The following is a 25,291-nucleotide window of genomic DNA, read 5'->3' as shown; positions in this document are numbered from 1 at the left end:
TCAAAAACGTCAATAGGTATGAATGCAATTGAAAGGCAGGAAATAGTATGTCTGAAAAATATAAAACACGTGAAGAACGCCGACATGCGAATCAAAAGAAAAAGAAACCAAAAAAAGCGAAGGGATCGTTATTTAAACGAATCATACTCATTATCCTACTAATAGGAATAATAGGAATGGTAGCTGGGGCTACCACATTCTTCGTAATGGCAAGTGGAGCACCACCATTAGATGAATCCTTACTAAAGGATCCACTTTCGTCAAAAGTTTATGATATGGATGGCAACAAAATTTATGAATTTGGCGCAGAAAAACGGACCTACGTCCCTCTGGATCAAATACCTGAGGATTTAAAGAATGCGGTAATAGCGGTCGAAGATGCTCGTTTCTATGAGCACCATGGATTAGATGTTATTCGTCTTGGTGGCGCCGTTGTTGCAAATATTACTGATGGATTTGGTTCTGAAGGAGCGAGTACCATTTCACAACAGGTAATAAAAAATTCCTTCTTCGAAGAAGGACAAAAAAAGCTTACGAGAAAATCACAGGAGTTATGGCTTGCATTTCAATTAGAACGTAAGTACTCAAAAGACGAAATTCTTGAAATGTACCTTAACAAAATCTACTACGGGGTCGGTAACACATATGGTGTATCCAAGGCTGCCGAAATATATTTTAATAAGCCACTTGACGAACTAGAGCTTCATGAATCTGCTTTTATTGCTGGATTAGGGCAAAATCCAGGGATTTATAACCCTTTTGTTCATCCAGAAGCAGCAGAAAAGCGTCGTAATATTGTATTAAACCTAATGGTTAGACATGAATTTATTTCGAAAGAAGAAGCAGAAGCTGCTAAAAAGGTTCCGATTGAATCTTCTATAGTAGAATCAAAACAACAATCATCACCAATAGATTCTTTCATGGACCAAGTAAAACTCGAACTTAAAGAATATGATGATATCGATGTTTATAATGCAGGTGTGAAAATCTATACAACCTTTGACCCTAAAGCACAAGCACACATAGATTCATTATTAGCAAATGAAAATCCTGATGTTCAATTTCCAAATGACGAGTTCCAAGCTGGAATCGCGGTAGTGGATACGAAAACAGGTGAAATTAGAGCATTAGGTGGCGGAAGAAACCAGGCCCAAAATAACCGCAGAAACTTTGCGCTTGAATCCGAAAACCAACCTGGTTCAACGATTAAACCAATTTTAGACTATGGCCCTGCTATTGAATATTTAAAATGGTCAACCTACCATCAAATTAAAGATGAACCATACACTTATTCAAATGGCGTGCCCATTAATAACTTTGACCGAAAGCATATGGGGCAAATAACTGCAAGAGTTGCATTAGCCCACTCAAGAAATATTCCAGCACTAAAGGCATTCCAGGAAGTTGGCGTAACCAAAGTAACGGAATTTGCTGAACGTCTCGGAATTACATTTGATGAAAGAATTAATGAGGCCTATTCAATCGGTGGAATGTCAGGAGGTATCTCTCCTCTTGAAATGGCTGGTGCCTATGCAGCATTCGGAAACCAAGGAAACTTTATTAAACCACATGCGGTCGACAAGATTGTTTTCCCGGATGGAAGAGAAGTAACTCTTGCTCCAGAGCCTGAAGAAGCAATGTCTGAAGCAACAGCATTTATGATTACAGACATGCTAAAATCTGTAATGGATTTTGGTTCTGGGAGAAAATATGATGTTTCTGGTTTACAAATTGCTGGAAAAACAGGAACAACAAACTATTCCGCAGAGGATATAAAGAAATATAATATATCTTCTGGTGTACCAGATGTTTGGTTCAGTGGCTACACACCTAGCCATACTGTCGCAATTTGGACGGGATATAAAAATAATCGAGAACCTATTAAGCCTGCTGAACAGAACCTAGCATTAAAATTGTTTAGGAACATCATTACGAATCTTTCTGAAGGAAAAGAATCAGAGGATTTCGTTATGCCTAAGACTGTCGTTAAAGTTGGTGTAGAAAAAGGATCAAATCCTGCAAAACTTCCAAGTGATTTTACGCCGAAAGATGAAATTGTTTACGAATATTTCATTAAAGGCACAGAACCAACGCAAGTATCAGATAAATATGACAAACTCACCCCACCATCAAACCTTGATGTGCAGTATGATCAAGTGACAAATCAAATCAATCTATCTTGGGCATATACTGAAGGTGAGCTCGATGGTAATAGCTTTGAGATTGGTGTTTCAATTGATGAAGGACCGGCTAAAGTTCTTACAACTACGAAGGAATTAACCTATACAATTCCAGATGCTATTCCTGGAGCTATCTACAAATTTACAGTTACAGTTGTAAATGATGATAATCCTGAAAAACGCAGTGATCCTGCGTCAAACACAATCAATGTTCCGGAACCGGAGGAAGAAGAAATTGAAATTCCACTCCCTCCTGTAACTCCACCAGGTAATGGAAATGGTGGAAACGATGGTGACAATGGTGGTGGCGATGGCAATGGAGAAGGTAACGGTGAAGGCGAAGGTACTGGTGAAGGAGCGATCTTCCCACCTCTCCCACCTGTTAACGAAGACCGTGAATAAGAAAAAAAATAACGCACAAATTGTGCGTTATTTTTTTTGAGTTCTAATTTTCATGATTGCATGAAGCTTTAGAAGTTCGTGATAAAGTTCATTTAATTGTACAAATGAATGGTATTGATGAGGCTTTTTCAAAATAAAAGAAATACGCTCCTCAAAATTAATCGGCTTATAATCGAATTCCTGAGAGCTTTCAAGTATGGTTTCGGTTTCTGCACTCGAAAATTGCTTTTCATTTATTAAACATAAAAAGGTTAAAAAATCATCTATTGCTTCATTCATCGGCTCAACAACTGCTACTTTTTCTCTATTTCGATAGCAGCGAGTTAGATGTTCTTTTCTTATATCCCATTTTTCAATAATATCAGATATACCCTTTTCATTATCCAACCTTTTCTTTCCCCTTCATTCGCTTTTTCCCTTCCCTACAAACCTCTAAAAGCGGACATATTTCACATTGTGGATTTTGAGCCTTGCAATGGTATCTTCCGAAAAAAATCATCCGATGATGGGTCACAGACCATTCTTCTTTAGGAACCTTTTTCATTAATGTTTTTTCAACTTCTAATACAGAGTCTTTCCATCTGCAAAATCCTAGTCGCTTACTTACTCTTTCTACATGAGTATCAACCGCAATTGCTGGAATATCAAAGGCTACAGACACAACAACATTAGCGGTTTTTCTACCTACCCCAGGTAATTTTATTAATTCATCGCGGTCTTGTGGAAGGATGCCTCCATATTCTTCAATTAACATCTGGCATAATTTACGAATGTTTTTTGCCTTGTTTCGAAAAAGACCAATGGAACGAATATCATTTTGAAGCTCTTCAAGAGAAACAGCTAAGTAATCCTCTGGTGTTTTATATTTTTCAAAAAGAGAAGCTGTTACTTTATTCACCAATGCATCTGTACATTGAGCAGATAATGAAACAGCAATCACCAGTTCAAATGGATTCTTATGATTCAACTCACAATGAGCCTCCGGGAACATCTCTCCCATTGTGTCTAGACAAAATTGAATTTGTTGTTTGTTTAGCATTTTTTATCACCTATTTTTTATCTTTAGCTCTCTAACCAATTATAAAAAGGAATGGTTCGTTTGTAATCTCCCTGCTGAGGTTGCTCAGATTGTTTTTGTTTATGTTGGTGTTGCCGGAATTTTTGAGAATGGTTTTGAGCCTGTGCAATCGTACGGATACCGTTCTTTTTCCATTCAAAGAGGATTCGATCAATATATCGGAAATTGAGCTTTCCTGACATAACTGCTTCTCGTAATGCTGCTTTTATAATGGATGGATCATGATGGTCTTGATCTAGCCACATTGCTAAGGATTCACACTCAAATGGTGAGAGAGGTCGTCCGAATTCTTGTTCAAAAATACTATATAAATCCTTTTCGTGTTGTTGTTCGATTTCTTTCTCTTCGTGTATATTTTGTTGAACAAGATATTGGAGCATTTTCTCCCATAATGGTCGTAAAGAGTATTTTTCGTAGATGATACGATTTTCATCATTTCCTTCATTTATTTCTAAATAACCACGTTGAATGAGCTGGCGTAGAATTTCCATACATTTTTCTTCTGTAATTGTCATGCGATTTGAGATTTCAATTGGTGTAGGAAAGAAATTTCCACCATCCATAAAAGTTAAGATATGGAATAGGACCATCATTTCCTCTTCATTAAGCTGTAGATGTCGATACGAGGACATTAACATTTTCGGAATTGAAATACTGCCTTGTTCGAATAAATCAACTAATTTATCCATTTTCATGTATAAACACCTCTTCATACCCTAGTATAACATGAGATTACGGTTAGCAATAAGAAAGAAATATTTGGCTTCAAATTGTTGAAAAAATAAAAAAGAAACCTTCTCCTTCAAGAAGGTCTCTACTATTGTTAATTATGGATATAGACGGTTTAATAAGCGTGGGAATGGTATTGTTTCACGTACATGTTCAACGCCACTAATCCATGCTACAGTTCGCTCTAAGCCTAATCCGAAGCCTGAGTGTGGTACTGAACCATATTTACGTAATTCAAGATACCATTGGTACGCATCACTTGTTAATCCATGTTTTTCAAGCTGTTGTTTCATAAGGTCATAATCGTGAATTCTCTCTGATCCACCAATGATTTCACCATAGCCTTCAGGAGCAATTAAGTCCGCACATAACACCACATCATCACGATCAGGTGCTGGCTGCATGTAAAAAGGTTTAATTCCCTTTGGATAATTTGTAATAAATACTGGTTTTTCATAACTTTCAGCAATTGCAGTTTCATGTGGAGCACCAAAGTCATCGCCCCACTGTATGTCATTAAAACCTTTTTCATGTAAAAACTCAATCGCCTCATCATAAGAGATACGTGGGAATGGTGCTTGAATTTTTTCAAGCTTTGAAACATCACGACCTAATGTTTTCAGCTCTAATTGACAGTTTTTCAAGACAGACTGAACAATATGCGCAACATATTCTTCTTGTACTTTTAAGCTATCTTCATGTTCATAGAAGGCCATTTCTGGCTCAATCATCCAAAATTCGATTAAATGGCGTCGTGTCTTCGATTTTTCCGCACGGAATGTCGGTCCGAAGGAGAATACTTTTCCTAAAGCCATCGCTGCAGCTTCCATATATAATTGTCCACTTTGTGATAAATATGCATCTTCATCAAAGTATTTTGTTTGGAAGAGTTCAGTTGTACCTTCAGGTGCACTTCCAGTTAGTATCGGTGGATCAACCTTTGAGAATCCATTGTCATTGAAAAATTCGTAAGTTGCACGAATAATTTCATTACGGATTTTCATGACAGAATGCTGTCTCTTTGAACGAAGCCACAAGTGACGATTATCCATTAAGAATTCTGTTCCATGTTCCTTTGGTGTAATTGGGTAATCGACTGCTTCATGTATAACTTGAATATTTGTAACCGTAAGTTCATAACCAAAAGTTGATCTTTCATCTTCCCTAACAACACCGGTTACATATAAAGAAGATTCTTGTGTAATTGATTTCGCCGTTTTAAAAACGTCCTCATCCACTTCCGCCTTCACAACGACACCTTGTATAAAGCCTGTCCCATCACGAAGTTGTAAAAAGGCAATCTTTCCACTTGAGCGTTTATTCGCTAACCAAGCACCGATTGTTACCTCTTCTCCAACAAATTTATTAACTTCTGAAATAGTTGTTTTCACAATTGTCCCTCCAAAAATCAATCAAATGCGCATTGGCGTTATTTGCGCCACTTATGTATAAATTCCTACTTTATTATACATATCTTGTCATAATGAAGCAAGAAATACCATGGGGATGGTTCATGAGTGAATAAAACCCAAACGAACCATCCCCATATGAATCCATTAATTACATCTTTTCCTCGACAAATTTTCGAATACGATCAATCGCAATTTCAAGCTGTTCTAATGATGTAGCATAAGATAGACGAATGTTGTTTGGTGCACCAAAGCCCGACCCAGGTACAACAGCAACAAGTGCTTCTTCTAATAGAGCTTTAACAAAGTCATCTACATTTTCATATCCTGTCAATTCCGCACACTTTTTAGCATTCGGAAATAGATAGAAAGCCCCTTGTGGCTTTTTGCATGAAATACCAGGAATGCTTACTAATTTATCATATATAACATCTAATCTTTGTTCAAACGCCTGTCTCATTGTTTCAACAGGTTCTTGTGGCCCTTCATAAGCAGCAATCGATGCATATTGTGCGATCGATGTTGGGTTAGAAACACTATGGCTTGAGAGGTCTGTCATGCTTTTAATGATATCAACAGGACCGGCCGCATAACCGATTCTCCAACCTGTCATTGAATGTGATTTAGAAAGTCCATTGATAAGAACGGTTTTTGATTTCACTTCTTCACTTACCTGAGCAATTGAATAGTGAGTAGCACCAAAATACACAAGTTTTTCATAAATTTCATCAGAAACAATCAAAATATTATGCTTCACACATAGTTCACCAATTGCTTTTAATTCTTCTTTTGAATAAAGCATACCCGTTGGATTACTTGGTGAATTTAATACTAAAGCAACTGTTTTATTTGTAATGGCTGCTTCCAGCTGTTCTACTGAAACTTTAAAATTATTTTCTTCTTTTCCTTCAACATACACTGGTACACCTTCTGCAAGCTTCACTTGCTCAGGATAGCTAACCCAGTATGGAGTAGGAATAATAACTTCATCATCTTTATTTAAGAGTACTTGGAATAAAGCATATAATACAAATTTTGCGCCAGTTCCAACAATCACTTCATTTGGCTTATATTCTAATTGTTGGTCTTTTAAAAGCTTATTACAAATCGCTTGTTTTAACGAAGGTAATCCAGCAGAAGGTGTATATTTTGTATGTCCCTCTTTCATTGCTTTTATTGCGGCCTCGATTATGTGATCAGGTGTATTAAAATCCGGTTCACCTGCACCAAGTCCAATTACATCATGCCCCGCTGCCTTCAATTCTTTTGCTTTTGCGGTAATAGCAAGTGTAGATGAAGGTGTTAATGCTGCTACTCTGTTTGCTAATTTCATGGTTTTCCCCCCACGTATTATGGTTTGATTGAATTGCGGTATTTGCCAGTTTCAAAATACAATTTATGGTAGGTTAATCGATTATCACTACCTATATAAATAATTTCCCAAATGGGGATATTATCTTCAATTCCAAGTTTGACGGAACGAATTTCTTGTGGATCCCGTTCCCTCTTTAGTATAGCAATTGCTTCTTTTTCTGTGATTCCATCACGTTCACTGCGCGTTACTATTTCACCATCTTTTTCTGGAATCCAAGCCATCATTTTTTCACCCTTATCATTTTTACCGATGACGACTTGATACGCTTTCGTTCCAAAATATGTATAACTTTCTTCAATTGTTTCAATTGCTGTCTTCTCGAGCGCAATTTCATTTCCTTTTGATTGAGCATTATTAAATGGCTTTAATGCCGATTGATAAATGCTGATTCCTGTCCAAATGATTATAATAAGGAGAAGGACGAGTATCCATATGATCCATTTTTTCATTTTAATCAACTTCTTTACGTACGATAAATTGTAAAAACTGCATTATTTTGATCATCTTTATCGAGTGCCAATCCAAACATAAGATCTTCATGCTTTAAACTTCGATTTAACAAATCAACAATTTTATATAAATCAGGAGTATTTTGAATCTTAACAGTCGATAGAACTTCTATCTTACTTTCCAAGCAAGAGCTCTCCCTTCATTCATCACAAATTTTACTACTCATACGATATCTTACTAACGGCAACAATAGAAGTACTACAACATTACAGTTGAAGTTGTCTTCACTAAGTTGCCTTACATCATTATAACAGTTGTATAACCATTCACAATATACTTTTGAATAAAAAAATCAACTCCTAATCCCATGCCTTTACCTGTCTTTTGACAGGTCTTTTTTATTCTTGGTCACTCTTTGGTTTGTCACTTTTTAACGAAATCGGAAAGACTTCATAATCTGTTTGTGAACATTTGATGGTGACACTGCCAAATTGTTTCGTATAGTAAATGTCAATCCAACTACTATTTAGTCTTTCTAACACATCTGAACTAGGAAGTGATCCTTTTTTATGAAAAATAATCGCAATTTGAGGATTTACATGATTCACAAATTTTTCTCCTGAACCCTTTGCATGGCCAAACTCTGCGACCTTTAATATATTTGTTATGGGCAGCTCTTTATTTGAAAGCATTTGGTGCTCTAATTTTGAATTAGCACTGGTCATAAAAAGAACCTGATGATTACCAAATCGCAATAATATATCCATGCCGAGAGACTTCTCGTTATCATGTTCTTCATGAATGACTTCAGCAGCTAGTAAAGAGCTTAATTGATAGGTCTTTTGGTGTTCCCACTTAACGATATTGATATTGGAATATTCCTGCTTATTTTGCGCTCCTTGGATGATTTGTACATCGGAGAATTGCTGTATTAGCCAGTCTATATTAGAAGTATATAATGTATCTTGTTTTGTGATAATAATGCCTTTTAATTTTTTCACTTCATAGACTTCAAGGTACTCCTTAAGTTCCTTTTGGGTTCCGTTCCCACCGGTATTCACAAGGTAAAATTCTCCATTTGGTAAATGAATCAAACTTGCTTCACCGTTTGAGAGGTCCAAAAATGTAATTGCAATCTCATCCTCGGATAATTTAACATTTATTTTCTCTATATTAGTCCGCACATTTTCACTTGTCCAGTCTGAATTAAATAATGTTAAAAAAATTAATAAGATCAGATTAAAATGCTTCACAAATCAGCCTCCAGAATTTAAAAATCTATAGCCATTCTTCTACGTGTTCCAATAGCTCATTAAGAGGTTTTTGAATAAATTTCATTTGTGGAATTGATGAAATGAACTTCTTTCCATACCATGTTGTTATAATTCGACGATCTAAAATAAAGATTACCCCTTTATCTTTTTCTGATCGAATTAACCTTCCAATTCCTTGTTTAAATCGAAGGATTGCTTCAGGTAAAGAAAGGTCCTTAAAGGAATCTCCGCCCTTTCCTTCAATTTCCTTCGAACGTACAGCGAAAATTGGATCGTTTGGAGGAGTAAACGGCAACCTGACGATAACAAGTGCGGTTAAATCTTCGCCTGGGATATCTACACCCTCCCAAAAACTGCTCGTACCTAAAAGAATTGACTTATTAAACGCCTGAAAATTCTTTGTTAATTTTGCCCGACTGCCACCACTTATACTCTGAGCAATTAACACAAATTCTTCTAGTTGCTGCATATTTTTTAAATTCATATAAGTTTTTTGCAGCATATCATAAGAAGTAAAAAGAACAAGCATACGTCCATTCGTTTTTTTTGCAATTTCAGCAATATGAACTGAAATCGAATCAACAAATTCATCCTGTGATACAGAATTGATGAGTGGAACAGTTGATGGTACCATCATCGCTGCTTGACGTTCATAATCAAAAGGTGACGGTATTGACAATGTAATTGGTTGAAAATCTGTCAAGCCAAGCTTCTTAATCATATAGGAAAATGAATCATCCACTGTTAATGTTGCAGAAGTCATAATCACACTTTTCTTAAATGTAAAAAAGTGATCAGCTAAATAATCAGAAACATCTGTGGGCTCCACAAATAAAGTTGCTGAATTTACAGGCCCTTTTGGATCGATTTCAATCCAAACCATTTGATTTTCCAACACACCATAAAAACTTTCAATAATAGCACATTTCTCAAATAACAAATTGAAACATAATACATAATCATTAAATAAGCCTAATTGCAAAGGTGTTAGTAATGATTTATTTTGTATAATAAGCTCGTTCTGGTATTGAACCATTGTAGAAAGCTCTTTTTTTGAAATACTAAGCTTTGTCATTTGTTCAATCGCTTCTTGCCAATGCTCACCAGATTCATTTTTTCGATCTACTACATATTGAATCCGATTAGTTTGGTTTTCGAATGATTGTTTTGATAATGCATGACTACGTATCATCCGGAAAAATTCATTAACAGATGCCCTCATATCCTTTAAGAGTTGATTCACACGTTCAAATGAATCTGAATTGTATCCAATCCGCTCCATTATTTTTGATGATTTCCTAAGTAAATCATTTGTTTCGAGTTGACCAATCCTCGTTAGAACAGAGTGAATCATTAAGTAATGAATATGTAATCCTACCTGACGCTTCGCTAGTGCTTCAAAATGATGTGCTTCATCCATAATTAAATAGTCATAAGAAGGGAGAATTTCAAAATCATGTCTCAAATCCTGTAATAACAAAGCATGATTTGTAATTAATATATCCGCTTTTTCTGCTGCTTCCCTTGCTTTTTTATAAAAACTTCTTGACTCCCAGATCGTATCTTCAAATCCGGGATTTTCATATGTGCTTTTCACACGATCCCATAAAAGCTTACCACCTGAAGGTAAATTAATTTCGTCAATGTCTCCTGTTTCTGTCTCAGTTAACCATACTAGTATTTGAGCCTTCGTTAAAACCTCATCATAATTGTCACTGTCCTCATAAAGAATTTGTTCAAACCTTCTTAACGAGAGATAATTTCCTCTTCCTTTTAAAAGAGCAACGTCAAAATCAAACGAAAGGATTTCTCGTAATTTCGCGATATCCCGCTCTACTAATTGTTGCTGAAGTTGAAGGGTATTTGTACTGATCATACAACGTCCCTTCTTTTTTGAGATATAGATTCCTGGAAGCAAGTAGGCTAATGATTTCCCAATACCTGTACCCGCTTCGACGATTGCATGTTGGTTTGTTTCAAGCGCATGGTGAATGGTTTGCACCATTTCTAACTGTCCCTGCCGAAAAGGAAAATCGTGAATCACTGAGTGAAAAACCTCAGTATATGTATTACTTTTTGGGGTTGGTTTAGCTTTTCGCTTCTTCTTTTTACGCAGAGCGAGTCCACGATAGATATCAAATTTCGATTCGCGTTGTGCATGATTAGATTTATCATCCATAATCTCTCGCAAAATTTCACGGATATCGCTTTTAAAATGATTTGAAAGGGTATATAGCTTTTGAATCGTTACTAACGGCAGTTTCTCTATTTTACGTACTATTTTTAAGAGTATTTCTGCTGTTACTTCAGCATCACTATCTGCTTGATGTGGATTTTCATGTGTTAATGAAAGAGATTCAGCAAGCTGTCCAAGTTTATAGCTATCTGCCAATGGAATCATCACTCTTGAAAGTTCAACCGTATCAATAGTAAGACATTGAAAATTCGTAAAACCGCACTGGGCTAGCTCCTCCTGTAAAAAGGAATAGTCAAAAGGAACATTATGAGCAACAAAATAGGAATCCTTAAACATTGAAATAATCTCGGGAGCCACAATTGAAAAATCAGGAGCATTCGCAACGACTTCATTTGAAATACCCGTAAATTGCTCGATAAAAACAGGAATGTCTTGTTTCGGGTTTACAAAAGTTGCAAATCTTTCAATGATTTCTCCATCTTCAATGACTACAGCTGCAAACTGAATAATCTTATCACCCTTATTTGGAGAATTCCCTGTTGTTTCCAAGTCTACAACGACAAAGCGTTTATTCATTTAGTGCCACCTCCTAACACAAACGCCCCCAATGTGGGGGCGTTGTTCTTATTAAATTTTTCTTATAAAACAGTTGCAGCTGGTTCTTGAAAAAGTAATTCTTTAATTTGATTGTCTTCGTTCATGATCGCTACCCTAGGCTTATGTTCAGCCAGTTTTTCTTCAGGTACAATCGCATATGAAATCACAATAATGACATCTCCCTCTTGTACAAGACGAGCAGCAGCTCCATTTAAACAAAAAACTCCGCTTCCTCTTTCACCAGGGATAATATATGTTTCAAGTCGAGCCCCATTGTTATTATTTACAATTTGAACTTTTTCATTAGCAACCATTCCGACTGCATCTAATATATCTTCATCAATAGTAATACTACCTACATAGTTTAAGTTTGCTTCTGTGACACGTGCTCTGTGTATTTTTGCGTTCATCATTGTACGGAACATGATGCTCCCCCTTGAATCAAAAAATTTCTTTCACATCAAAAGTTATATTATCAATAAGTCTGACTTTTGTAAACTTGACAGCTATGGCAATAATGATTTTACCAGTTAGCTCAGAAAGTTCGTCAAGCGCAGGGTAACTGTATATTTCTACATAATCGATTGCACCGGATGTATGTTTTGTAATATGGTTCATGATTAGTTCTTCAACCACTCTTGGGTTTCGTTGTCCATCCTCGATGGCCGTTTTAGCCATTTGAAGGCTTTCATATAATCTTGGAGCTTCTGCTCTCTCTTTGTCAGTTAAATTTACATTACGCGAGCTTTTCGCTAGCCCATCCTCTTCTCGGACAATTTCCACCGGAACAAGCTTGATTGGGAAATTAAAATCAGAAATTAAACCATCCACCACCGCTACCTGTTGAGCATCCTTTAACCCAAAGTACGCTCGGTCTGGCTGTACAATATTAAATAATTTGATTAATACTGTAGCCACTCCGTCAAAATGTCCATTCCGTTGTCTACCACATAACACATCTATTCTTGAATGAACATTTGCAGTCAGTGACATTTTGGTCGGGTACATGTCTTCGGTACTTGGGTGAAATAGAATATCAACCCCATTGTTTTCTGCGAGTTTGCTATCTCTTTCAAAATCACGCGGATAGGAATCAAAATCTTCATTTGGACCAAATTGTAGCGGGTTTACAAATATACTTACTGCTAATACATCATTTTCGCTTCTTGCCTTATTCATTAATGTTAAATGACCTTCATGAAGAAACCCCATTGTTGGTACAAACCCAACCGTTTTTCCTTCTAGCTTTAAAGTCTTGATATGTTGCTGCATTTCCTTGATCGATGTTACAACTTTCATGTTCATTTTCCCCCATAAAGGCTTGCAAGCTCTTCTTCTTTCATTGTGTACGAATGTTTTTCATTAGGGAATGACTTTGCTTTAACCTCAGTAATGTAATCTTGGATTCCTTGTTTAATCGGTTCATTTACAGAAGCATATTGTTTCACGAACTTTGGAACACGATCGACTCCATATGAAACCACATCATGGAAAACAAGAACTTGACCATCTGTACCGTTTCCAGCCCCAATCCCAATAGTCGGAATTGAAATGCTATTTGTAATTTCTTCCCCTAATTGCTTCGGAACACATTCTAATACTAAAGCGATCGCACCTGCTTTTTCCACTTTTTTGGCATCCTCAATGAGCTGCCTAGCACTTTCTGCATCTTTTCCTTGTACCTTATATCCACCTAATACACCCACTGCCTGTGGTGTTAATCCTAAATGCGCGACTACAGGAATTCCTGCTTCAGTTAAAGCTGAAATCGTATAAATGACATCCTTTGACCCTTCGATTTTAACTGCATGTGCACCCGATTCTTGAATAATTCGTGCGGCATTTTTCAAGGCATCAGATCGTGAGACATGATAGGACATGAATGGCATATCCGTTACAATATACGTATCTTTTGCACCACGTTTTACGGCCTTCGTATGATGAATCATATCATCTACTGTTACTGGAATAGTAGAATCATAGCCTAATACAACCATACCCAATGAATCACCGACAAGGATCATATCGACCCCTGCTTCTTCTGCAAGCTTTGCAGATGGATAATCATAAGCTGTTAACATGACAATTGGCTCTTTCTTCTGCTTCATTTTCAAAAATTCTGTTGTTTGTTTCATCATTTTTCCTCCTTTTGGCTTTTAAAGCTCGCCTTGCTTAAGGCTGTCCTCGAGTCCTTAAAAGAGGAGATGAATAACCGATTCGTGGACGTTTTTTGTAAATTCAGTAAAAAATCCTTCTTTCTAAAAAGAGAAAGAAGGATTAAACATTAATGTGTTCGGTAAATTTCATCCCTCTGTCCCAGTCCAATGGATCAAGGCAGAATATAATTGTAAATGACATTGGTAAAACGTAAGTGACTGGTGTAGTTCCGAAAGGATACCACCCATTACTTTGAATTATATAAAAGATTCAATATTATTTCTACACTTTATTTATCAGGAAACTCAATATCTGCTGAATAGATATGGTGCAATTTACCAGATGCATCCTCAAGAAGTAATACACCTTCGTCATTGATTCCAATTGCTTTACCTTCAATTGAACCTGAAAGTGTTCTTGCAACGATTCTCTTGCCGATACTTGTTGCATAGCTCTCCCATAATAACTTCACAACCTTGAAGCCATGTTGTAAATATTCCTTATATAGTTTTTCAACTTTAAATAAAATTACTTGAACTAGCTTCGAGCGATCAATTTTTTCTCCTTTTTCGATTGCAAGTGAGCTTGCAATTGAATGTAAGCTTTCAGGGAAATGGTTCAATTCTTGATTCACATTAATACCAATTCCAATGATAACTGAATTAATCCGGTCAGTTTCTGCCTGAAGTTCTGTTAGAATACCAACAATCTTTTTTTGATTGATTAAAATGTCATTTGGCCATTTTATATCAGGCTCTAACCCTGTCACTTCTTGTATTGCTTGGACTACACCTACTGCCGCCAAAAGTGTTAATTGCGGAGCTTGTGAAGGTGGAATTTGCGGTCTTAATATCATGCTCATCCAGATTCCTGTATGCTTGGGTGAATACCAGGCCCTGTCTAGTCTTCCACGACCTGTTGTTTGTTCTTCAGCCACAACAAGTGTGCCCTCAACAACACCATCATACGATAGACGGTGTGCTATTTTTTGGGTTGAGGTGAGTGATTCTTCAAAATGAATATTTCTTCCGAGAAATTCGGTTTCAAGACCCAATTGAATTTCGTTGCCGCTAATTTTATCTGGCTTCGTGATTATTCGATAACCAAGTTTTCTAACTGCCTCCAACTCATACCCTTCGTTTCGCAAATCTTCAATATGCTTCCAAACGGCAGTACGTGAGCACCCAAGTTGCTCACTAATTTTTTGACCAGAAATAAATTCTCCGTTAGCATTAGAGAAGACCTCTAACAATCTTTTTCTTATTTCTGATTGCACGATAGAAGCCACTCCTTTATTTTTCCCTTGTTATTTTCCACTTCGTTTTCAAGTATTCCATCTTCAACTTTATTATAGAGATCTGAAACCCATTTTCCTGGTTTTTGATTAAACCAATTTAATAAATCCTCACCCGAAATATCTAAATCTGATCGATGCTTAATGGGCAATTTTTCATATTCTTCATATGGTGATATTTCTTGTTTAAATCCAAGCACACATAAAATTCTCTCAACCTGTTGGACACAATTAGCTCCACAATCATATAACAGTCGATTGTTCCAACCACTTTGAATAACATTTTGTATACACGCTATATTTTGCACAACTTGTTCTACAACTTTATTCGGGAGCTTCCATTGCCTTAAAAAAGACTTGATATCCTCTTTAGACAACAAATAACAAACAAGTGTCCAATATTCAGCTCTGTCTTGCAATTGATTCCATTTATATGTAGGGAAGTTTTCCAACCCTTTTATTTCATTTTCTAATCCAGGTATGTACTGATATAATTTTGTCTCAATTAAGATTGGAAAAGCCGCCTGGCAACTCGGACCCGAAAGTAACTTTTCAAATTCGATTGTAATCCGTTCAACTGAAATCTTATTTAATAAATACGCATTTTCCATGATAGCAGATTGCGTTTTTTCACAAAGTAAAAAGGACAATTGACTTAAAAATCGAACAGCCCTCATCATCCTGAGCGCATCTTCACGAAAACGTTCAGTTGGATTACCAACTGTTTGGATTACTTTCTTTTCAATCGCTTTCCTTCCATCAAAAGGGTCAATAATATCGCCATTAATCGTCATCGCAATCGCGTTCATCGTAAAGTCTCTTCTTTTTAAATCTTCATGAAGGGAAGTAACAAACTCCACATGTGATGGTCGACGGTAATCCTCATAACCTTCTTCCGTTCTAAAGGTTGTCACCTCAAATTGTTCACCCTCATGTAAAACGATTACGGTTCCATGAACGGCTCCGACATCAATCGTTTTAGGAAATAAATCGATGATCTGCTTTGGTAATGCCGAGGTAGCAATATCGATATCACCGATTGAACGATTAAGGAGATAATCACGAACAGAACCACCAACAAAATAAGCTTCGTAGCCATTATTATGTAATGTTGTAAGAATTGCTTTTGCATTTACAAAAGATTCATCCATCGTCGTGATCCCCTATCAACGTTTTTTCGAAAGTATTGAATAATATAAATCCTCATAGTTATTGACAATTCGTTCAGAATTAAATTTCTGTTGGACAGATTTAATTGCCTGATTTGACATCTTTTGATGTAACTCAATATCAGATAGCAGGTTAATTGCCTTATTTGCAATATCTTTAATATCACCTAGTTCACAAATATAGCCATCTATACCATCTTCAATGACCTCTGGAATTCCACCAACATTTGTACCGATTGTCGGAACTCCACATGCCATAGCTTCAATGAGAACGAGACCAAAGCTTTCTTTTTCAGATAATAAAAGCTTTAAGTCACTGATCGAATACAGTTCAGCAAGGTTCTCCTGCTTTCCTAAAAGAAGGACTTTATCATCTAGGCCTAATTCATTCATTAATTTACAGGCAGTTGTTAACTCCGGCCCATCACCAACTAATAACAACTTTGATTTCACTTCTTTTTGAACGAGGTCAAATGCGCGGATAACATCGGGTACACGTTTTACCTTACGGAAGTTGGAAACGTGGATAATCACTCGCTCATCCTCTTCAATCCCATATTGACTTCGCAAATCATTTACATTTCGTTTGTAATAAATTTTCTCGTCTACAAAATTATAAATCGTCTTAATCTCTTTTTTGGGCTCGATTAACTCATACGTTTGTTCCACAAGTGATTGTGAAACAGCCGTCACCGCATCAGATTGTTCAATTCCAAAGCGTATAAGTTCTGTTAAAGAGGGATCATACCCGAGAACTGTAATATCTGTTCCGTGAAGGGTCGTTACAATCTTCACATCACCGCCCACCATTTGCTTTGCTAAAAATGCACATGCTGCATGTGGAATCGCATAGTGCACATGAAGAAGGTCTAGATTTTCCCTCTTTGTCACTTCTGCCATTTTACTAGCTAATGCAAGGTCATAAGGTGGATATTTAAAAACTGAATATTGATTGACTTCCACCTCATGAAAGTATATGTTTGTATAAATTTTGTTGAGACGAAATGGAAGACTTGAAGAAATAAAATGAATTTCATGTCCTTTTTCTGCAAGTAGCTTCCCTAACTCTGTTGCTACAATACCTGAACCGCCAACAGATGGGTAACAGGTAATCCCAATTTTAAGTTTCATTTACGAATCTCCCACTTCTTCGTCAAATACACGTATGCGTATCTAATAACTTACAAATTATTTCCTTCTTGTCTATCACGGATTATTTCACGCCAGGAGAAAAATCCTTGTTCAAGTCCATGAATAAGCACCTCAGCCGTTCCCATGTTTGTCGCTAAAGGTACAGCATATACATCGCATAATCTTATAAGTGCTGTTACATCTGGCTCATGTGGCTGTGCAGTAAGTGGGTCTCTAAAAAAGATCACCATATCCATTTGATTGTTTGCGATCATCGCACCAATCTCCTGATCGCCACCTAATGGTCCGGATTGGAATCTGTGGATTTTTAACCCTGTAGCTTCAGAAACACGTGAACCTGTTGTACCTGTCGCAAACAATTCATGATCTTCTAAAATAGATTTATAAGCTGTAGAAAATTGAACGAGATCTGTTTTCTTTTTATCGTGAGCAATTAATGCAATTTTCATAGTTATGTATCCCCTTATTCGATAATATTTTCCAATCCATACACTAATACATCAAGGTTCATTACAGTGTCAACGGATAATTTAACACCTGACATGAAAGAAGCCCGGTTGAAAGAATCATGGCGAATGGAAAGCATTTGTCCATTTCCACCGAACAGTACCTCTTGATGTGCGACAAGTCCAGGTAAGCGGACACTATGTATACGAATTCCGTCATATTCAGCACCTCGAGCACCTTGAATGGTTTCTTTTTCATCAGGGTGTCCTTGTTTCTTTGATTCTCTAACAGTTGTTAATAGTTCTGCTGTTTTCGCAGCTGTTCCAGATGGAGCATCGAGTTTTTGGTCATGGTGAAGCTCGATAATTTCCACATCCTGAAAATACTTGGCTGCCATTTGTGAAAATTTCATCATTAAAACCGCACCAACCGCAAAATTTGGAGCAATAATTGCACCTACTTTACGTTCCTCTGCTAGCACTGACAATCTTTCTAATTCATCTTTTGTGAACCCTGTAGTGCCAACGACTGGTCGTACTCCATGTTCAATAGCAATCTCTGTATGATATTTACCCGTTTCAGGTGTTGTTAAATCAATCAACACATCGGGGTTTGTTTCTTCAAACGCTTCTTTAATATCAGTAAAGATAGGTACGTTAACATTTGAAAATCCATCAATCTCACTTAAGGACAGCCCGTTGTATTTATGATCGATTACCCCGACTAGAGAAAAATTCTCAGTGTCCTGTACTAGTGCTACCGCTTCTTTTCCCATTCTGCCTCTTGGTCCAGCAATTACGATTTTAATTGTTTCCATTCTTTTATCTCCCTTATTCGTTAGTGTCAATACGAGTCCATCTATCTTTATCTCTTGAATTAAATTTATTCATAACAGTATTATGTGCGTCTTCAAGGTCAATGTTCAAGGAATTTGCAAGACAAATCAAAACAAACAACATGTCGCCTGTTTCTTCTGCCATGCTTTTTTCAGTTTCTGTATCCTTTTTAGGTTTTTCACCGTAATAGTGATTAACTTCTCTAGCAAGTTCACCTAATTCCTCTGTCAATCTTGCTAGTAATGCAAGAGGGCTGAAATATCCTTCTTTAAATTGGCTTATGTACTCATCTACTTCTTCTTGTAGCTGTTTCATTGTTTTATCTGCCATCTCTATCACCTCATGAAGTTTCTCTTCTTATGTTAGCTTAAAATATAGAGTTTTGACAAACTTTTCTTTTATATAACATGATTTGTCAGATATTTACCCATACTTTATAATAAAGTGGCAAAATATTACTATCTCGGGGGTAAATCATTTTGAAGTTATCGTTCAAAAGTATCTTTTTTATATTATTAGGCTCTGCCATCTTTTCGTTTGGAATTGTACATTTCAATATGCAAAATAATCTTGCGGAAGGTGGTTTTACTGGAATCACACTTTTGCTCTATTTTCTATTTGAATTCGACCCATCTTATACGAATCTAATATTAAATATTCCACTGTTTATACTCGGGTGGAAGCTGCTAGGCCGTGTTGCATTTTACTATACAATGATCGGTACTATTAGTGTTTCAATATTTTTGTGGTTATTTCAACGCTACCAGCTTGATATTCCACTTGATGGGGATTTAATGCTTGCAGCCCTATTTGCGGGTGTTTTTATTGGGGTTGGACTCGGGATTATATTCCGCTATGGAGGAACCACTGGCGGGGTAGATATCATTGCAAGGCTAGTTCGCAAATACGTGGGTTGGCCCATGGGACGGACAATGTTTTTATTTGATGCTGTTGTTATCACGATTTCGCTTATTTTCTATCTATCTCCTCGAGAGGCAATGTATACGTTACTAGCTGTGTTTATTGGGGCAAGAGTGATTGATTTTATGCAGGAAGGTGCGTATGCCGCTAGAGGTGCGATGATTATTTCAGAACAGAACGAGAAAATTGCAGAAAAGATTTTAAATGAGATGGAACGTGGTGTTACGATTTTGAAGGGAATGGGGTCGTATACGAAACAAGAGAAACATATCTTATATTGTGTTGTGGGTAGAAGTGAGGTTGGTCGCTTAAAACAAGTCATTATCTCTGTTGATCCACATGCTTTTGTTTCAGTTAGTGATGTTCATGATGTACTAGGTGAAGGTTTTACGCTAGATGAGAATAAAAAGCCAATAGAGCGATGAATAAGAAAGCCAGTTATCAGCTTGATAACCGGCTTTTACCTTTTATTATTCTTCTGAACGAGTCATCCCTGTGTACATTAAAATCAATCTCAATAGTTCGAGTACCGCTACTGCAGCTGCTGCAACGTAAGTTAATGCCGCTGCATTCAGAACCTTTTTAGTTTCACGCTCTTCATCATTTCGGATAACGCCTGCTGATACGATTTCATTCATCGCTCTTGATGAAGCATTGAATTCAACTGGTAGAGTTACAAGCTGGAATAATACGGCTGCTGCCATAAAGATAATTCCATATAGCATTAAGCTTGGTATTGTAAAAATCATACCTGCAATAATTAAAATCCATGAAAAGTTTGAGCCAATGTTCGCTACCGGTACTAGTGCATGGCGGAAGCGAAGGAAAGCGTAATTTTGTTGATCTTGAATCGCGTGTCCAACCTCATGGGCTGCAACTGCAGCACCTGCGATTGAATTCCCGTAGTAATTGTTTGTTGATAGTCGAACGACTTTTGACCTTGGGTCATAATGGTCTGATAGTACACCAGGTGTTTCTTCAATTCTCACATCATATAGTCCATTTTGATCGAGTATTCTTCTCGCTACGTCCGCACCTGTCATACCAGATGAAGATGGGATTTGTGAATACTTCTTATATGCGCTCTTTACTTTAATTTGCGCATAAATTGGAATGATAATGATTAAAGCAAAATAAACAAAAATCATTTTTTTTCCTCCATACTTATAGTATAGTTTAATTTTAATTTGAGTAGGACACAAAGTCAATTGACTTGCTTACAAAATTTAATCGCCTAAAAAACAAACAGTGGGTTAAATCCCACTGTTATCGTTGATCATAATCTCTTTGTTTTTGTCGCTTTTGTTTATCACCTTTATATTTTCTCCATCCGACATAAATTAATGTGAGAATAATGGCACCACCTGTTGATATCATCACCCAGATAAGTGATGGATCGGCTTCATCCTCTTTCATGCGTTCAAATAAGTTCTTCAGATCCATTTCCATTTGTTCAAGTTGCTGGATTCTTGTAGTCGACTTTAGGTCTTCATTTCGGTACGTATCTAAAAATGCGATATGAGAATCAATTTTTTGAACATCCTCTGGTGTAATATCAACCGCAATACTCGGATGGATCATATCATATTTTGATAGAAAGACTGTTAGTTGATGATTAAAGCTTTCAGTATCTCCCTCTTCAACAGTATCCTTCATTTGCCCAAATGTCGTCATAATGGAATCTTCCATTTCAGTCCACATCGGCTGATGCTCTGATCTCATCGCATCCATTACCAAACGGAATTTTGTAACACGATTGATCCTTTCTTCAAAACTGAGTGAAGTGGAATTTACAGCTTCAAATGCTGAATTATGGGTCATTGTAATAATTCGAAGGTCATCCATTGAAAATGATTGTTCTCGCTGATTCATACGTAAAAATTCATTTGAAAAATGTGTTAATAATTGCTTGGCATCCTTGTATCTTTCTTGCTTCACCATTTGTAGTGCCTGATCAGAGATTTGATCGAGCTTTTCCCAATTTTCTTCGTTGGAGGTGGCGTTTATGGATATAGGATGAATCATAACTATAAAGCAAATAATACATATAATTCTAGAAATTTTCATACTTGTCCCTCCTCAAACATCTAGTAAAATGTATGATAGATTGGACAAGAGTAGACCACTAATTTTACCTTAACTCTAATTTAAATCGATCTTTTTTTATACAAAGAAGATAGGTAATTAACATTGACACCATACTTAACCAAAATGTGAAGTAGCCGATCTGAGGGATATATTGATCCAGCACACTATACCTTGGCATCATAAAGAAAACGTAATCAATTACATCATTATGTAGGGTCCAAATAGCTGCAATTACTAAATGGATCGACTTTATTCGATAATATGGAGCATATAATAGACCTTGAATTGCCATTCCTAGATGAGAAAAAATAAGCATATACCCGTATATATTTAGGCCGTCCACAAAATAAGTAAGAATATTCATAACTACTGCCCAGATCCCGTATTTAAATAGGGTAACAATCGCCAGCGCTTCAATAAGCGGCCAATTCTTTCTCAGTAAAAAAGCGATTAACACAAAACAAAAAAATAAACTTGCCGTTGGGCTATCTGGAACAAAAATTAAAAATTTAGGAGGTGTGATGTTTAGTTGACTCTCATACCAAATATACCCATATATCGTACCAGGTATGTTAATGAGTAAGAGAATCCAAAGCACCCAGCGTTGCCCCATTAAATATGTAATCCACTTCATCTATGTACCAACTTTCCTTTTTTCTTACCTCAAGATTCTCTTATAAATAGTCTCTTTGTCAAGTTAAAAAAGGGTATATTCCTAATAAAAAAAGCTGACTGTATAAGTCAGCTTTTTGTTTGATTATTTAGAAGTTACACCTGAAATAAATTCAGCTAGCTTCTGCAATTCTTCATCAGTACCCTCGAACATACCTGGAGGCATTGCACCTTGACCATTTTTCGCAATGTTAGAGATTTCTTCAGGAGATAATCCGTTATCAACTAACGCCTTACCTGCTGGTCCACCTTCAAGGTTACCACCGTGACATCCGATACAACCCTTGTCTTGGTATAGTAAGTATCCTTCAGATTCTTTATCTACCTCAACTTCTGCTACGATTTTCGCAGATTCTGCTCTTGCTTCCCAGTCTACTTGAGAAGCTGATTCCCATGTTAAGTAAGCAGTAGCAGCAAATGCTAAAAGCATCATACCTGTAGCAATTGGGCGTTTAGAAGGTCTACGTTCAGGACCACGATCTAAGAATGGTGCTAGTAGAAGTGCTCCAAACGCAAGTCCCGGAATAATAAGTGTACCAATTATGTTATAATCACCTGATGCATACGTGTACTTAATCAATTGATACATGAATAAGAAATACCAGTCTGGCAATGGAATATATCCCGCCGCAGTTGGATCAGCGACTTTTTCCAATGGTGATGGGTGTGCTGCTGTTAAGCATAAAAAAGCTACTAAGAAAACAGAACCAACTAACCATTCTTTTAAGAGGAAGTTTGGCCAGAATGCTTCTGTTTTCCCTGGATACTCGGAGTAATCCTTAGGAATATGCTTTTTATTACTTACAGGAACACGTGAGTCCCCAACAAATTTCATTCCTTTTCCGCGATGCATAATCAGTCCCCCTCCTTTTTAGAGAATTTACATTACACTCAAAAGAGTTTGTACATATTTTTCATTATACAATCGAGCAAGCTCGAAAATTATTAGTCCATATCAATCCATTGTGAATAGTGCACACTTTACACTTCATAAAATGAAGGTGAATTCCATCCTACAATGGACCAGAAATACCTTGACGACGAATCATGATAAAGTGAGCAGCTAGTAATCCAAATAATGCTGCTGGTAAGAAGAATACATGAATAGCAAAGAAACGTGTCAAAGTCTGTGCCCCAACAATTTCAGGGTGTCCTGCAATTAGAGTCTTTAAGTAAGGCCCTATGAGTGGAACAGATTCAACAATTTGGATTGTAACTTTTGTTGCGAATAACGCTTTCATATCCCAAGGTAATAGGTAACCTGTTAAACCAAGCGCTAACATGACAAAGAAAATTAAAACTCCCACTATCCAGTTAAGCTCACGAGGTTTTTTATAAGCACCTTGGAAGAAAACACGTAGGGTATGTAGGAACATCATGACGATAACCAAACTAGCTCCCCAGTGATGCATTCCGCGAACAATCTGTCCAAATGCTACTTCATTTTGTAAGTAATAAACAGAATTCCATGCATTAATGATATCTGGTACATAGTACATTGTTAAAAACATACCAGATAGTACTTGGATGACGACGATAAAGAATGTTAGTCCTCCAAAGCAATAAACAAACGCACTAAAATGATGCGCTGGGTTTACATGCTCAGGAACTTCATGGTCTGCAATATCTGCCCAGAGAGGAGTAATATCAAGACGTTCGTCAACCCAATCAAAAATCTTATTTAACATTGATTACTTGCCTCCTCTAGGATTAGGTTTTGCTTTTCCTAAATATAAATAACCATCTTTTACTTCACTTTCAAATACATCTAATGGGCCCATTGGTGGTGTGCCTGGCACGTTCATACCATCCTTTTCATATAAACCATAATGACAAGGACAGAAGAAACGATCTGGGTTAGCTGGATCTTCACCCCAAGAAACTGCACAGCCAAGGTGCTTACATACCGGTGACAATGCAATGATGTCGCCGTTATCGTTTTTATAAACCCATGCTGAATTTGGAACCTCTGATTCATACCATCCATCAACTTGATTTATTTTAAAATCAAATTTTTGAGGATCATTTGAAATCTTATCAACACTTACCACTTGTACCATGTCTTGTTCAGCATCATGCTGAAGTAATGGGTCAATTGCAAAGCGAACCATTGGCATTAACATCCCAGCTGCCATGAATCCACCTACACCTGTTAGAGTATAGTTTAAAAATTGACGTCTTGAAACCCGTTGTTTATTCTCGCTCATTTTTTTCCCCCCTCTATGCTAAGCTAAGTCCACTCCGGACATAATTGTACACATTTAAAACTAGGACATTCTCATGATATATCAATATTTGGTACAGGTCAATAATAGGATTTACCGAAACAATGGCAACTATGTGACTTTCTTAGGAAAAGTAAGGAATTTTTCAATATTATTGCTAAATAATGATGGATTATCTTTGCCAGATGTTCGTAAATAATGTGACAAGTTGTTTCATTTGATCTTGAAGCATCGTTTGCTTATATTTTTCCTCAACATATTCAAGTGGTAAAGTAGGAAGCCAGATTAGGGATCCATTTAAATCGGATTCCACCTGTTTCCAGCTGCTATCAGACGTGATAAATATCGTATGTTTCATACCACCACTATTTAGATCGCTTGTCCACTGATTTAATCGAACTTTCGCCATTTCAAGTTCTTCACCATTTGAATACGTGAACGCAGGAAATAAGATAATTCTTCCTTTAAATTGACGTTCCACTTCATTGGAAAGTATGGCAATGAACTCCCCCATCGAAACCGTGTTTTTTAAGTTTCCTTCAAGCGAAACTGGAATGAGTGGAATAACAGCTGTATCAACATATTCCTTAGCTTGAATATACACATCCATATCCTTGGTTACCCATTTCATTATGTATG

General features: G+C 36.7%; 27 protein-coding genes. 2 read left to right on the top strand and 25 right to left on the bottom strand.

Annotation, left to right across the window (positions count from 1 at the left end; translation table 11 throughout):
- Positions 1-47: 47 nt before the first annotated feature.
- Complete coding sequence (locus tag ACFSFW_RS01565) at positions 48-2,582, top strand: PBP1A family penicillin-binding protein (RefSeq protein WP_388034631.1); 2,535 nt, start codon at positions 48-50, stop codon at positions 2,580-2,582.
- Between the two features lie 27 nt (positions 2,583-2,609).
- On the opposite strand, the gene ACFSFW_RS01560 is transcribed toward ACFSFW_RS01565, so the two are convergent.
- The 18 genes from ACFSFW_RS01560 to ACFSFW_RS01475 form a co-directional block, all read right to left on the bottom strand.
- Positions 2,610-2,969 (bottom strand): YpoC family protein, encoded by a 360-nt coding sequence (locus tag ACFSFW_RS01560; RefSeq protein ID WP_304219005.1) that lies wholly within the window; start codon positions 2,967-2,969, stop codon positions 2,610-2,612.
- A complete protein-coding gene (gene nth, locus ACFSFW_RS01555; RefSeq protein WP_388034627.1) occupies positions 2,962-3,621 on the bottom strand; it encodes an endonuclease III in 660 nt (219 codons plus the stop codon). The genes ACFSFW_RS01560 and nth overlap by 8 nt, the downstream gene beginning before the upstream one ends.
- Positions 3,622-3,644: 23 nt before the next feature.
- A complete protein-coding gene (locus ACFSFW_RS01550) occupies positions 3,645-4,355 on the bottom strand; it encodes a DnaD domain-containing protein (RefSeq protein WP_304219001.1) in 711 nt (236 codons plus the stop codon).
- A gap of 132 nt (positions 4,356-4,487) precedes the next feature.
- On the bottom strand, positions 4,488-5,780 hold the full coding sequence (gene asnS, locus ACFSFW_RS01545) for an asparagine--tRNA ligase (protein ID WP_388034624.1): 1,293 nt from the start codon (positions 5,778-5,780) through the stop codon (positions 4,488-4,490).
- A gap of 169 nt (positions 5,781-5,949) precedes the next feature.
- Positions 5,950-7,131 (bottom strand): pyridoxal phosphate-dependent aminotransferase, encoded by a 1,182-nt coding sequence (locus tag ACFSFW_RS01540; RefSeq protein WP_304218995.1) that lies wholly within the window; start codon positions 7,129-7,131, stop codon positions 5,950-5,952.
- 17 nt (positions 7,132-7,148) lie between these two features.
- The gene (locus tag ACFSFW_RS01535) at positions 7,149-7,622 is read right to left on the bottom strand and encodes a cell wall elongation regulator TseB-like domain-containing protein (protein ID WP_388034621.1); all 474 of its coding nucleotides are present in this window, start codon (positions 7,620-7,622) and stop codon (positions 7,149-7,151) included.
- Positions 7,623-7,636: 14 nt separating this feature from the next.
- Positions 7,637-7,807: a YpmA family protein gene (locus ACFSFW_RS01530; protein WP_099362752.1), complete on the bottom strand. Its 171-nt coding sequence runs from the start codon at positions 7,805-7,807 to the stop codon at positions 7,637-7,639.
- Positions 7,808-8,021: 214 nt separating this feature from the next.
- Positions 8,022-8,876, bottom strand: coding sequence for a ComEC/Rec2 family competence protein (locus ACFSFW_RS01525; RefSeq protein WP_388034617.1), 855 nt, complete (start codon positions 8,874-8,876; stop codon positions 8,022-8,024).
- 25 nt (positions 8,877-8,901) lie between these two features.
- The gene (dinG, locus tag ACFSFW_RS01520) at positions 8,902-11,670 is read right to left on the bottom strand and encodes an ATP-dependent DNA helicase DinG (protein WP_388034614.1); all 2,769 of its coding nucleotides are present in this window, start codon (positions 11,668-11,670) and stop codon (positions 8,902-8,904) included.
- Between the two features lie 62 nt (positions 11,671-11,732).
- The gene (gene panD / locus ACFSFW_RS01515) at positions 11,733-12,116 is read right to left on the bottom strand and encodes an aspartate 1-decarboxylase (protein WP_099362749.1); all 384 of its coding nucleotides are present in this window, start codon (positions 12,114-12,116) and stop codon (positions 11,733-11,735) included.
- A gap of 16 nt (positions 12,117-12,132) precedes the next feature.
- Positions 12,133-12,990, bottom strand: coding sequence for a pantoate--beta-alanine ligase (gene panC / locus ACFSFW_RS01510; protein WP_388034612.1), 858 nt, complete (start codon positions 12,988-12,990; stop codon positions 12,133-12,135).
- Between the two features lie 2 nt (positions 12,991-12,992).
- On the bottom strand, positions 12,993-13,826 hold the full coding sequence (panB, locus tag ACFSFW_RS01505; RefSeq protein ID WP_304218977.1) for a 3-methyl-2-oxobutanoate hydroxymethyltransferase: 834 nt from the start codon (positions 13,824-13,826) through the stop codon (positions 12,993-12,995).
- Positions 13,827-14,137: 311 nt separating this feature from the next.
- Positions 14,138-15,136 (bottom strand): biotin--[acetyl-CoA-carboxylase] ligase, encoded by a 999-nt coding sequence (locus ACFSFW_RS01500; protein WP_388034610.1) that lies wholly within the window; start codon positions 15,134-15,136, stop codon positions 14,138-14,140.
- Entirely contained in the window at positions 15,109-16,293 is a 1,185-nt protein-coding gene (locus ACFSFW_RS01495; protein WP_388034608.1) for a CCA tRNA nucleotidyltransferase, read from the bottom strand. The genes ACFSFW_RS01500 and ACFSFW_RS01495 overlap by 28 nt, the downstream gene beginning before the upstream one ends.
- 15 nt (positions 16,294-16,308) lie before the next feature.
- Positions 16,309-17,442, bottom strand: a complete 1,134-nt coding sequence (gene bshA / locus ACFSFW_RS01490; RefSeq protein WP_388034606.1) for an N-acetyl-alpha-D-glucosaminyl L-malate synthase BshA — start codon at positions 17,440-17,442, stop codon at positions 16,309-16,311.
- A gap of 50 nt (positions 17,443-17,492) precedes the next feature.
- On the bottom strand, positions 17,493-17,912 hold the full coding sequence (gene mgsA, locus ACFSFW_RS01485; protein WP_304218968.1) for a methylglyoxal synthase: 420 nt from the start codon (positions 17,910-17,912) through the stop codon (positions 17,493-17,495).
- Positions 17,913-17,926: 14 nt separating this feature from the next.
- Positions 17,927-18,727 (bottom strand): 4-hydroxy-tetrahydrodipicolinate reductase, encoded by an 801-nt coding sequence (gene dapB, locus ACFSFW_RS01480; protein WP_388034603.1) that lies wholly within the window; start codon positions 18,725-18,727, stop codon positions 17,927-17,929.
- A gap of 13 nt (positions 18,728-18,740) precedes the next feature.
- The gene (locus ACFSFW_RS01475; RefSeq protein WP_099362741.1) at positions 18,741-19,076 is read right to left on the bottom strand and encodes a nucleotide pyrophosphohydrolase; all 336 of its coding nucleotides are present in this window, start codon (positions 19,074-19,076) and stop codon (positions 18,741-18,743) included.
- A 149-nt stretch (positions 19,077-19,225) separates the two neighbouring features.
- Here ACFSFW_RS01475 and ACFSFW_RS01470 point away from each other — a divergent pair, with 149 nt between their 5' ends.
- A complete protein-coding gene (locus ACFSFW_RS01470; protein WP_388034601.1) occupies positions 19,226-20,092 on the top strand; it encodes a YitT family protein in 867 nt (288 codons plus the stop codon).
- A gap of 45 nt (positions 20,093-20,137) precedes the next feature.
- On the opposite strand, the gene ACFSFW_RS01465 is transcribed toward ACFSFW_RS01470, so the two are convergent.
- The 7 genes from ACFSFW_RS01465 to ACFSFW_RS01435 all read right to left on the bottom strand — a co-directional run bounded on the left by ACFSFW_RS01465 (position 20,138) and on the right by ACFSFW_RS01435 (position 25,283).
- Positions 20,138-20,815 carry a zinc metallopeptidase gene (locus ACFSFW_RS01465; RefSeq protein WP_121448966.1) on the bottom strand — a complete coding sequence of 226 codons (678 nt, stop codon included), beginning with the start codon at positions 20,813-20,815 and terminating at the stop codon, positions 20,138-20,140.
- A gap of 118 nt (positions 20,816-20,933) precedes the next feature.
- The gene (gene ypjB, locus ACFSFW_RS01460; protein ID WP_388034599.1) at positions 20,934-21,734 is read right to left on the bottom strand and encodes a sporulation protein YpjB; all 801 of its coding nucleotides are present in this window, start codon (positions 21,732-21,734) and stop codon (positions 20,934-20,936) included.
- A 64-nt stretch (positions 21,735-21,798) separates the two neighbouring features.
- The gene (gene lhaT / locus ACFSFW_RS01455) at positions 21,799-22,389 is read right to left on the bottom strand and encodes a lipoprotein heptaprenylglyceryl N-acetyltransferase LhaT (RefSeq protein WP_304218951.1); all 591 of its coding nucleotides are present in this window, start codon (positions 22,387-22,389) and stop codon (positions 21,799-21,801) included.
- Between the two features lie 123 nt (positions 22,390-22,512).
- Positions 22,513-23,280, bottom strand: a complete 768-nt coding sequence (locus ACFSFW_RS01450) for a menaquinol-cytochrome c reductase cytochrome b/c subunit (RefSeq protein WP_304218948.1) — start codon at positions 23,278-23,280, stop codon at positions 22,513-22,515.
- Positions 23,281-23,440: 160 nt separating this feature from the next.
- Positions 23,441-24,115 (bottom strand): menaquinol-cytochrome c reductase cytochrome b subunit, encoded by a 675-nt coding sequence (gene qcrB, locus ACFSFW_RS01445; RefSeq protein ID WP_099351676.1) that lies wholly within the window; start codon positions 24,113-24,115, stop codon positions 23,441-23,443.
- Between the two features lie 3 nt (positions 24,116-24,118).
- Entirely contained in the window at positions 24,119-24,634 is a 516-nt protein-coding gene (locus ACFSFW_RS01440; RefSeq protein WP_304218945.1) for a Rieske (2Fe-2S) protein, read from the bottom strand.
- Between the two features lie 190 nt (positions 24,635-24,824).
- A complete protein-coding gene (locus tag ACFSFW_RS01435; RefSeq protein WP_099362734.1) occupies positions 24,825-25,283 on the bottom strand; it encodes a YpiF family protein in 459 nt (152 codons plus the stop codon).
- Positions 25,284-25,291: the final 8 nt, after the last annotated feature.

It is taken from the genome of Ferdinandcohnia salidurans, assembly GCF_042680725.1.
GTDB lineage: Bacteria > Bacillota > Bacilli > Bacillales > Bacillaceae_L > Ferdinandcohnia > Ferdinandcohnia salidurans.
Note: the sequence above shows the minus strand (reverse complement) of the source record. Positions and strands in the feature narration are given on the sequence as shown.

Coding starts and splice junctions, on each gene's coding strand:
- ACFSFW_RS01565 (WP_388034631.1), top strand. CDS start 48: ATGTCTGAAAAATATAAAACACGTGAAGAACGCCGACATGCGAATCAA.
- nth (WP_388034627.1), bottom strand. CDS start 3,621: ATGCTAAACAAACAACAAATTCAATTTTGTCTAGACACAATGGGAGAG.
- ACFSFW_RS01550 (WP_304219001.1), bottom strand. CDS start 4,355: ATGAAAATGGATAAATTAGTTGATTTATTCGAACAAGGCAGTATTTCA.
- ACFSFW_RS01540 (WP_304218995.1), bottom strand. CDS start 7,131: ATGAAATTAGCAAACAGAGTAGCAGCATTAACACCTTCATCTACACTT.
- ACFSFW_RS01535 (WP_388034621.1), bottom strand. CDS start 7,622: ATGAAAAAATGGATCATATGGATACTCGTCCTTCTCCTTATTATAATC.
- dinG (WP_388034614.1), bottom strand. CDS start 11,670: ATGAATAAACGCTTTGTCGTTGTAGACTTGGAAACAACAGGGAATTCT.
- panD (WP_099362749.1), bottom strand. CDS start 12,116: ATGTTCCGTACAATGATGAACGCAAAAATACACAGAGCACGTGTCACA.
- panC (WP_388034612.1), bottom strand. CDS start 12,990: ATGAAAGTTGTAACATCGATCAAGGAAATGCAGCAACATATCAAGACT.
- panB (WP_304218977.1), bottom strand. CDS start 13,826: ATGAAACAAACAACAGAATTTTTGAAAATGAAGCAGAAGAAAGAGCCA.
- ACFSFW_RS01495 (WP_388034608.1), bottom strand. CDS start 16,293: ATGGATGAATCTTTTGTAAATGCAAAAGCAATTCTTACAACATTACAT.
- bshA (WP_388034606.1), bottom strand. CDS start 17,442: ATGAAACTTAAAATTGGGATTACCTGTTACCCATCTGTTGGCGGTTCA.
- mgsA (WP_304218968.1), bottom strand. CDS start 17,912: ATGAAAATTGCATTAATTGCTCACGATAAAAAGAAAACAGATCTCGTT.
- dapB (WP_388034603.1), bottom strand. CDS start 18,727: ATGGAAACAATTAAAATCGTAATTGCTGGACCAAGAGGCAGAATGGGA.
- ACFSFW_RS01475 (WP_099362741.1), bottom strand. CDS start 19,076: ATGGCAGATAAAACAATGAAACAGCTACAAGAAGAAGTAGATGAGTAC.
- ACFSFW_RS01465 (WP_121448966.1), bottom strand. CDS start 20,815: ATGATTTTTGTTTATTTTGCTTTAATCATTATCATTCCAATTTATGCG.
- ypjB (WP_388034599.1), bottom strand. CDS start 21,734: ATGAAAATTTCTAGAATTATATGTATTATTTGCTTTATAGTTATGATT.
- lhaT (WP_304218951.1), bottom strand. CDS start 22,389: ATGAAGTGGATTACATATTTAATGGGGCAACGCTGGGTGCTTTGGATT.
- ACFSFW_RS01450 (WP_304218948.1), bottom strand. CDS start 23,280: ATGCATCGCGGAAAAGGAATGAAATTTGTTGGGGACTCACGTGTTCCT.
- qcrB (WP_099351676.1), bottom strand. CDS start 24,115: ATGTTAAATAAGATTTTTGATTGGGTTGACGAACGTCTTGATATTACT.
- ACFSFW_RS01440 (WP_304218945.1), bottom strand. CDS start 24,634: ATGAGCGAGAATAAACAACGGGTTTCAAGACGTCAATTTTTAAACTAT.
- ACFSFW_RS01435 (WP_099362734.1), bottom strand. CDS start 25,283: ATGAAATGGGTAACCAAGGATATGGATGTGTATATTCAAGCTAAGGAA.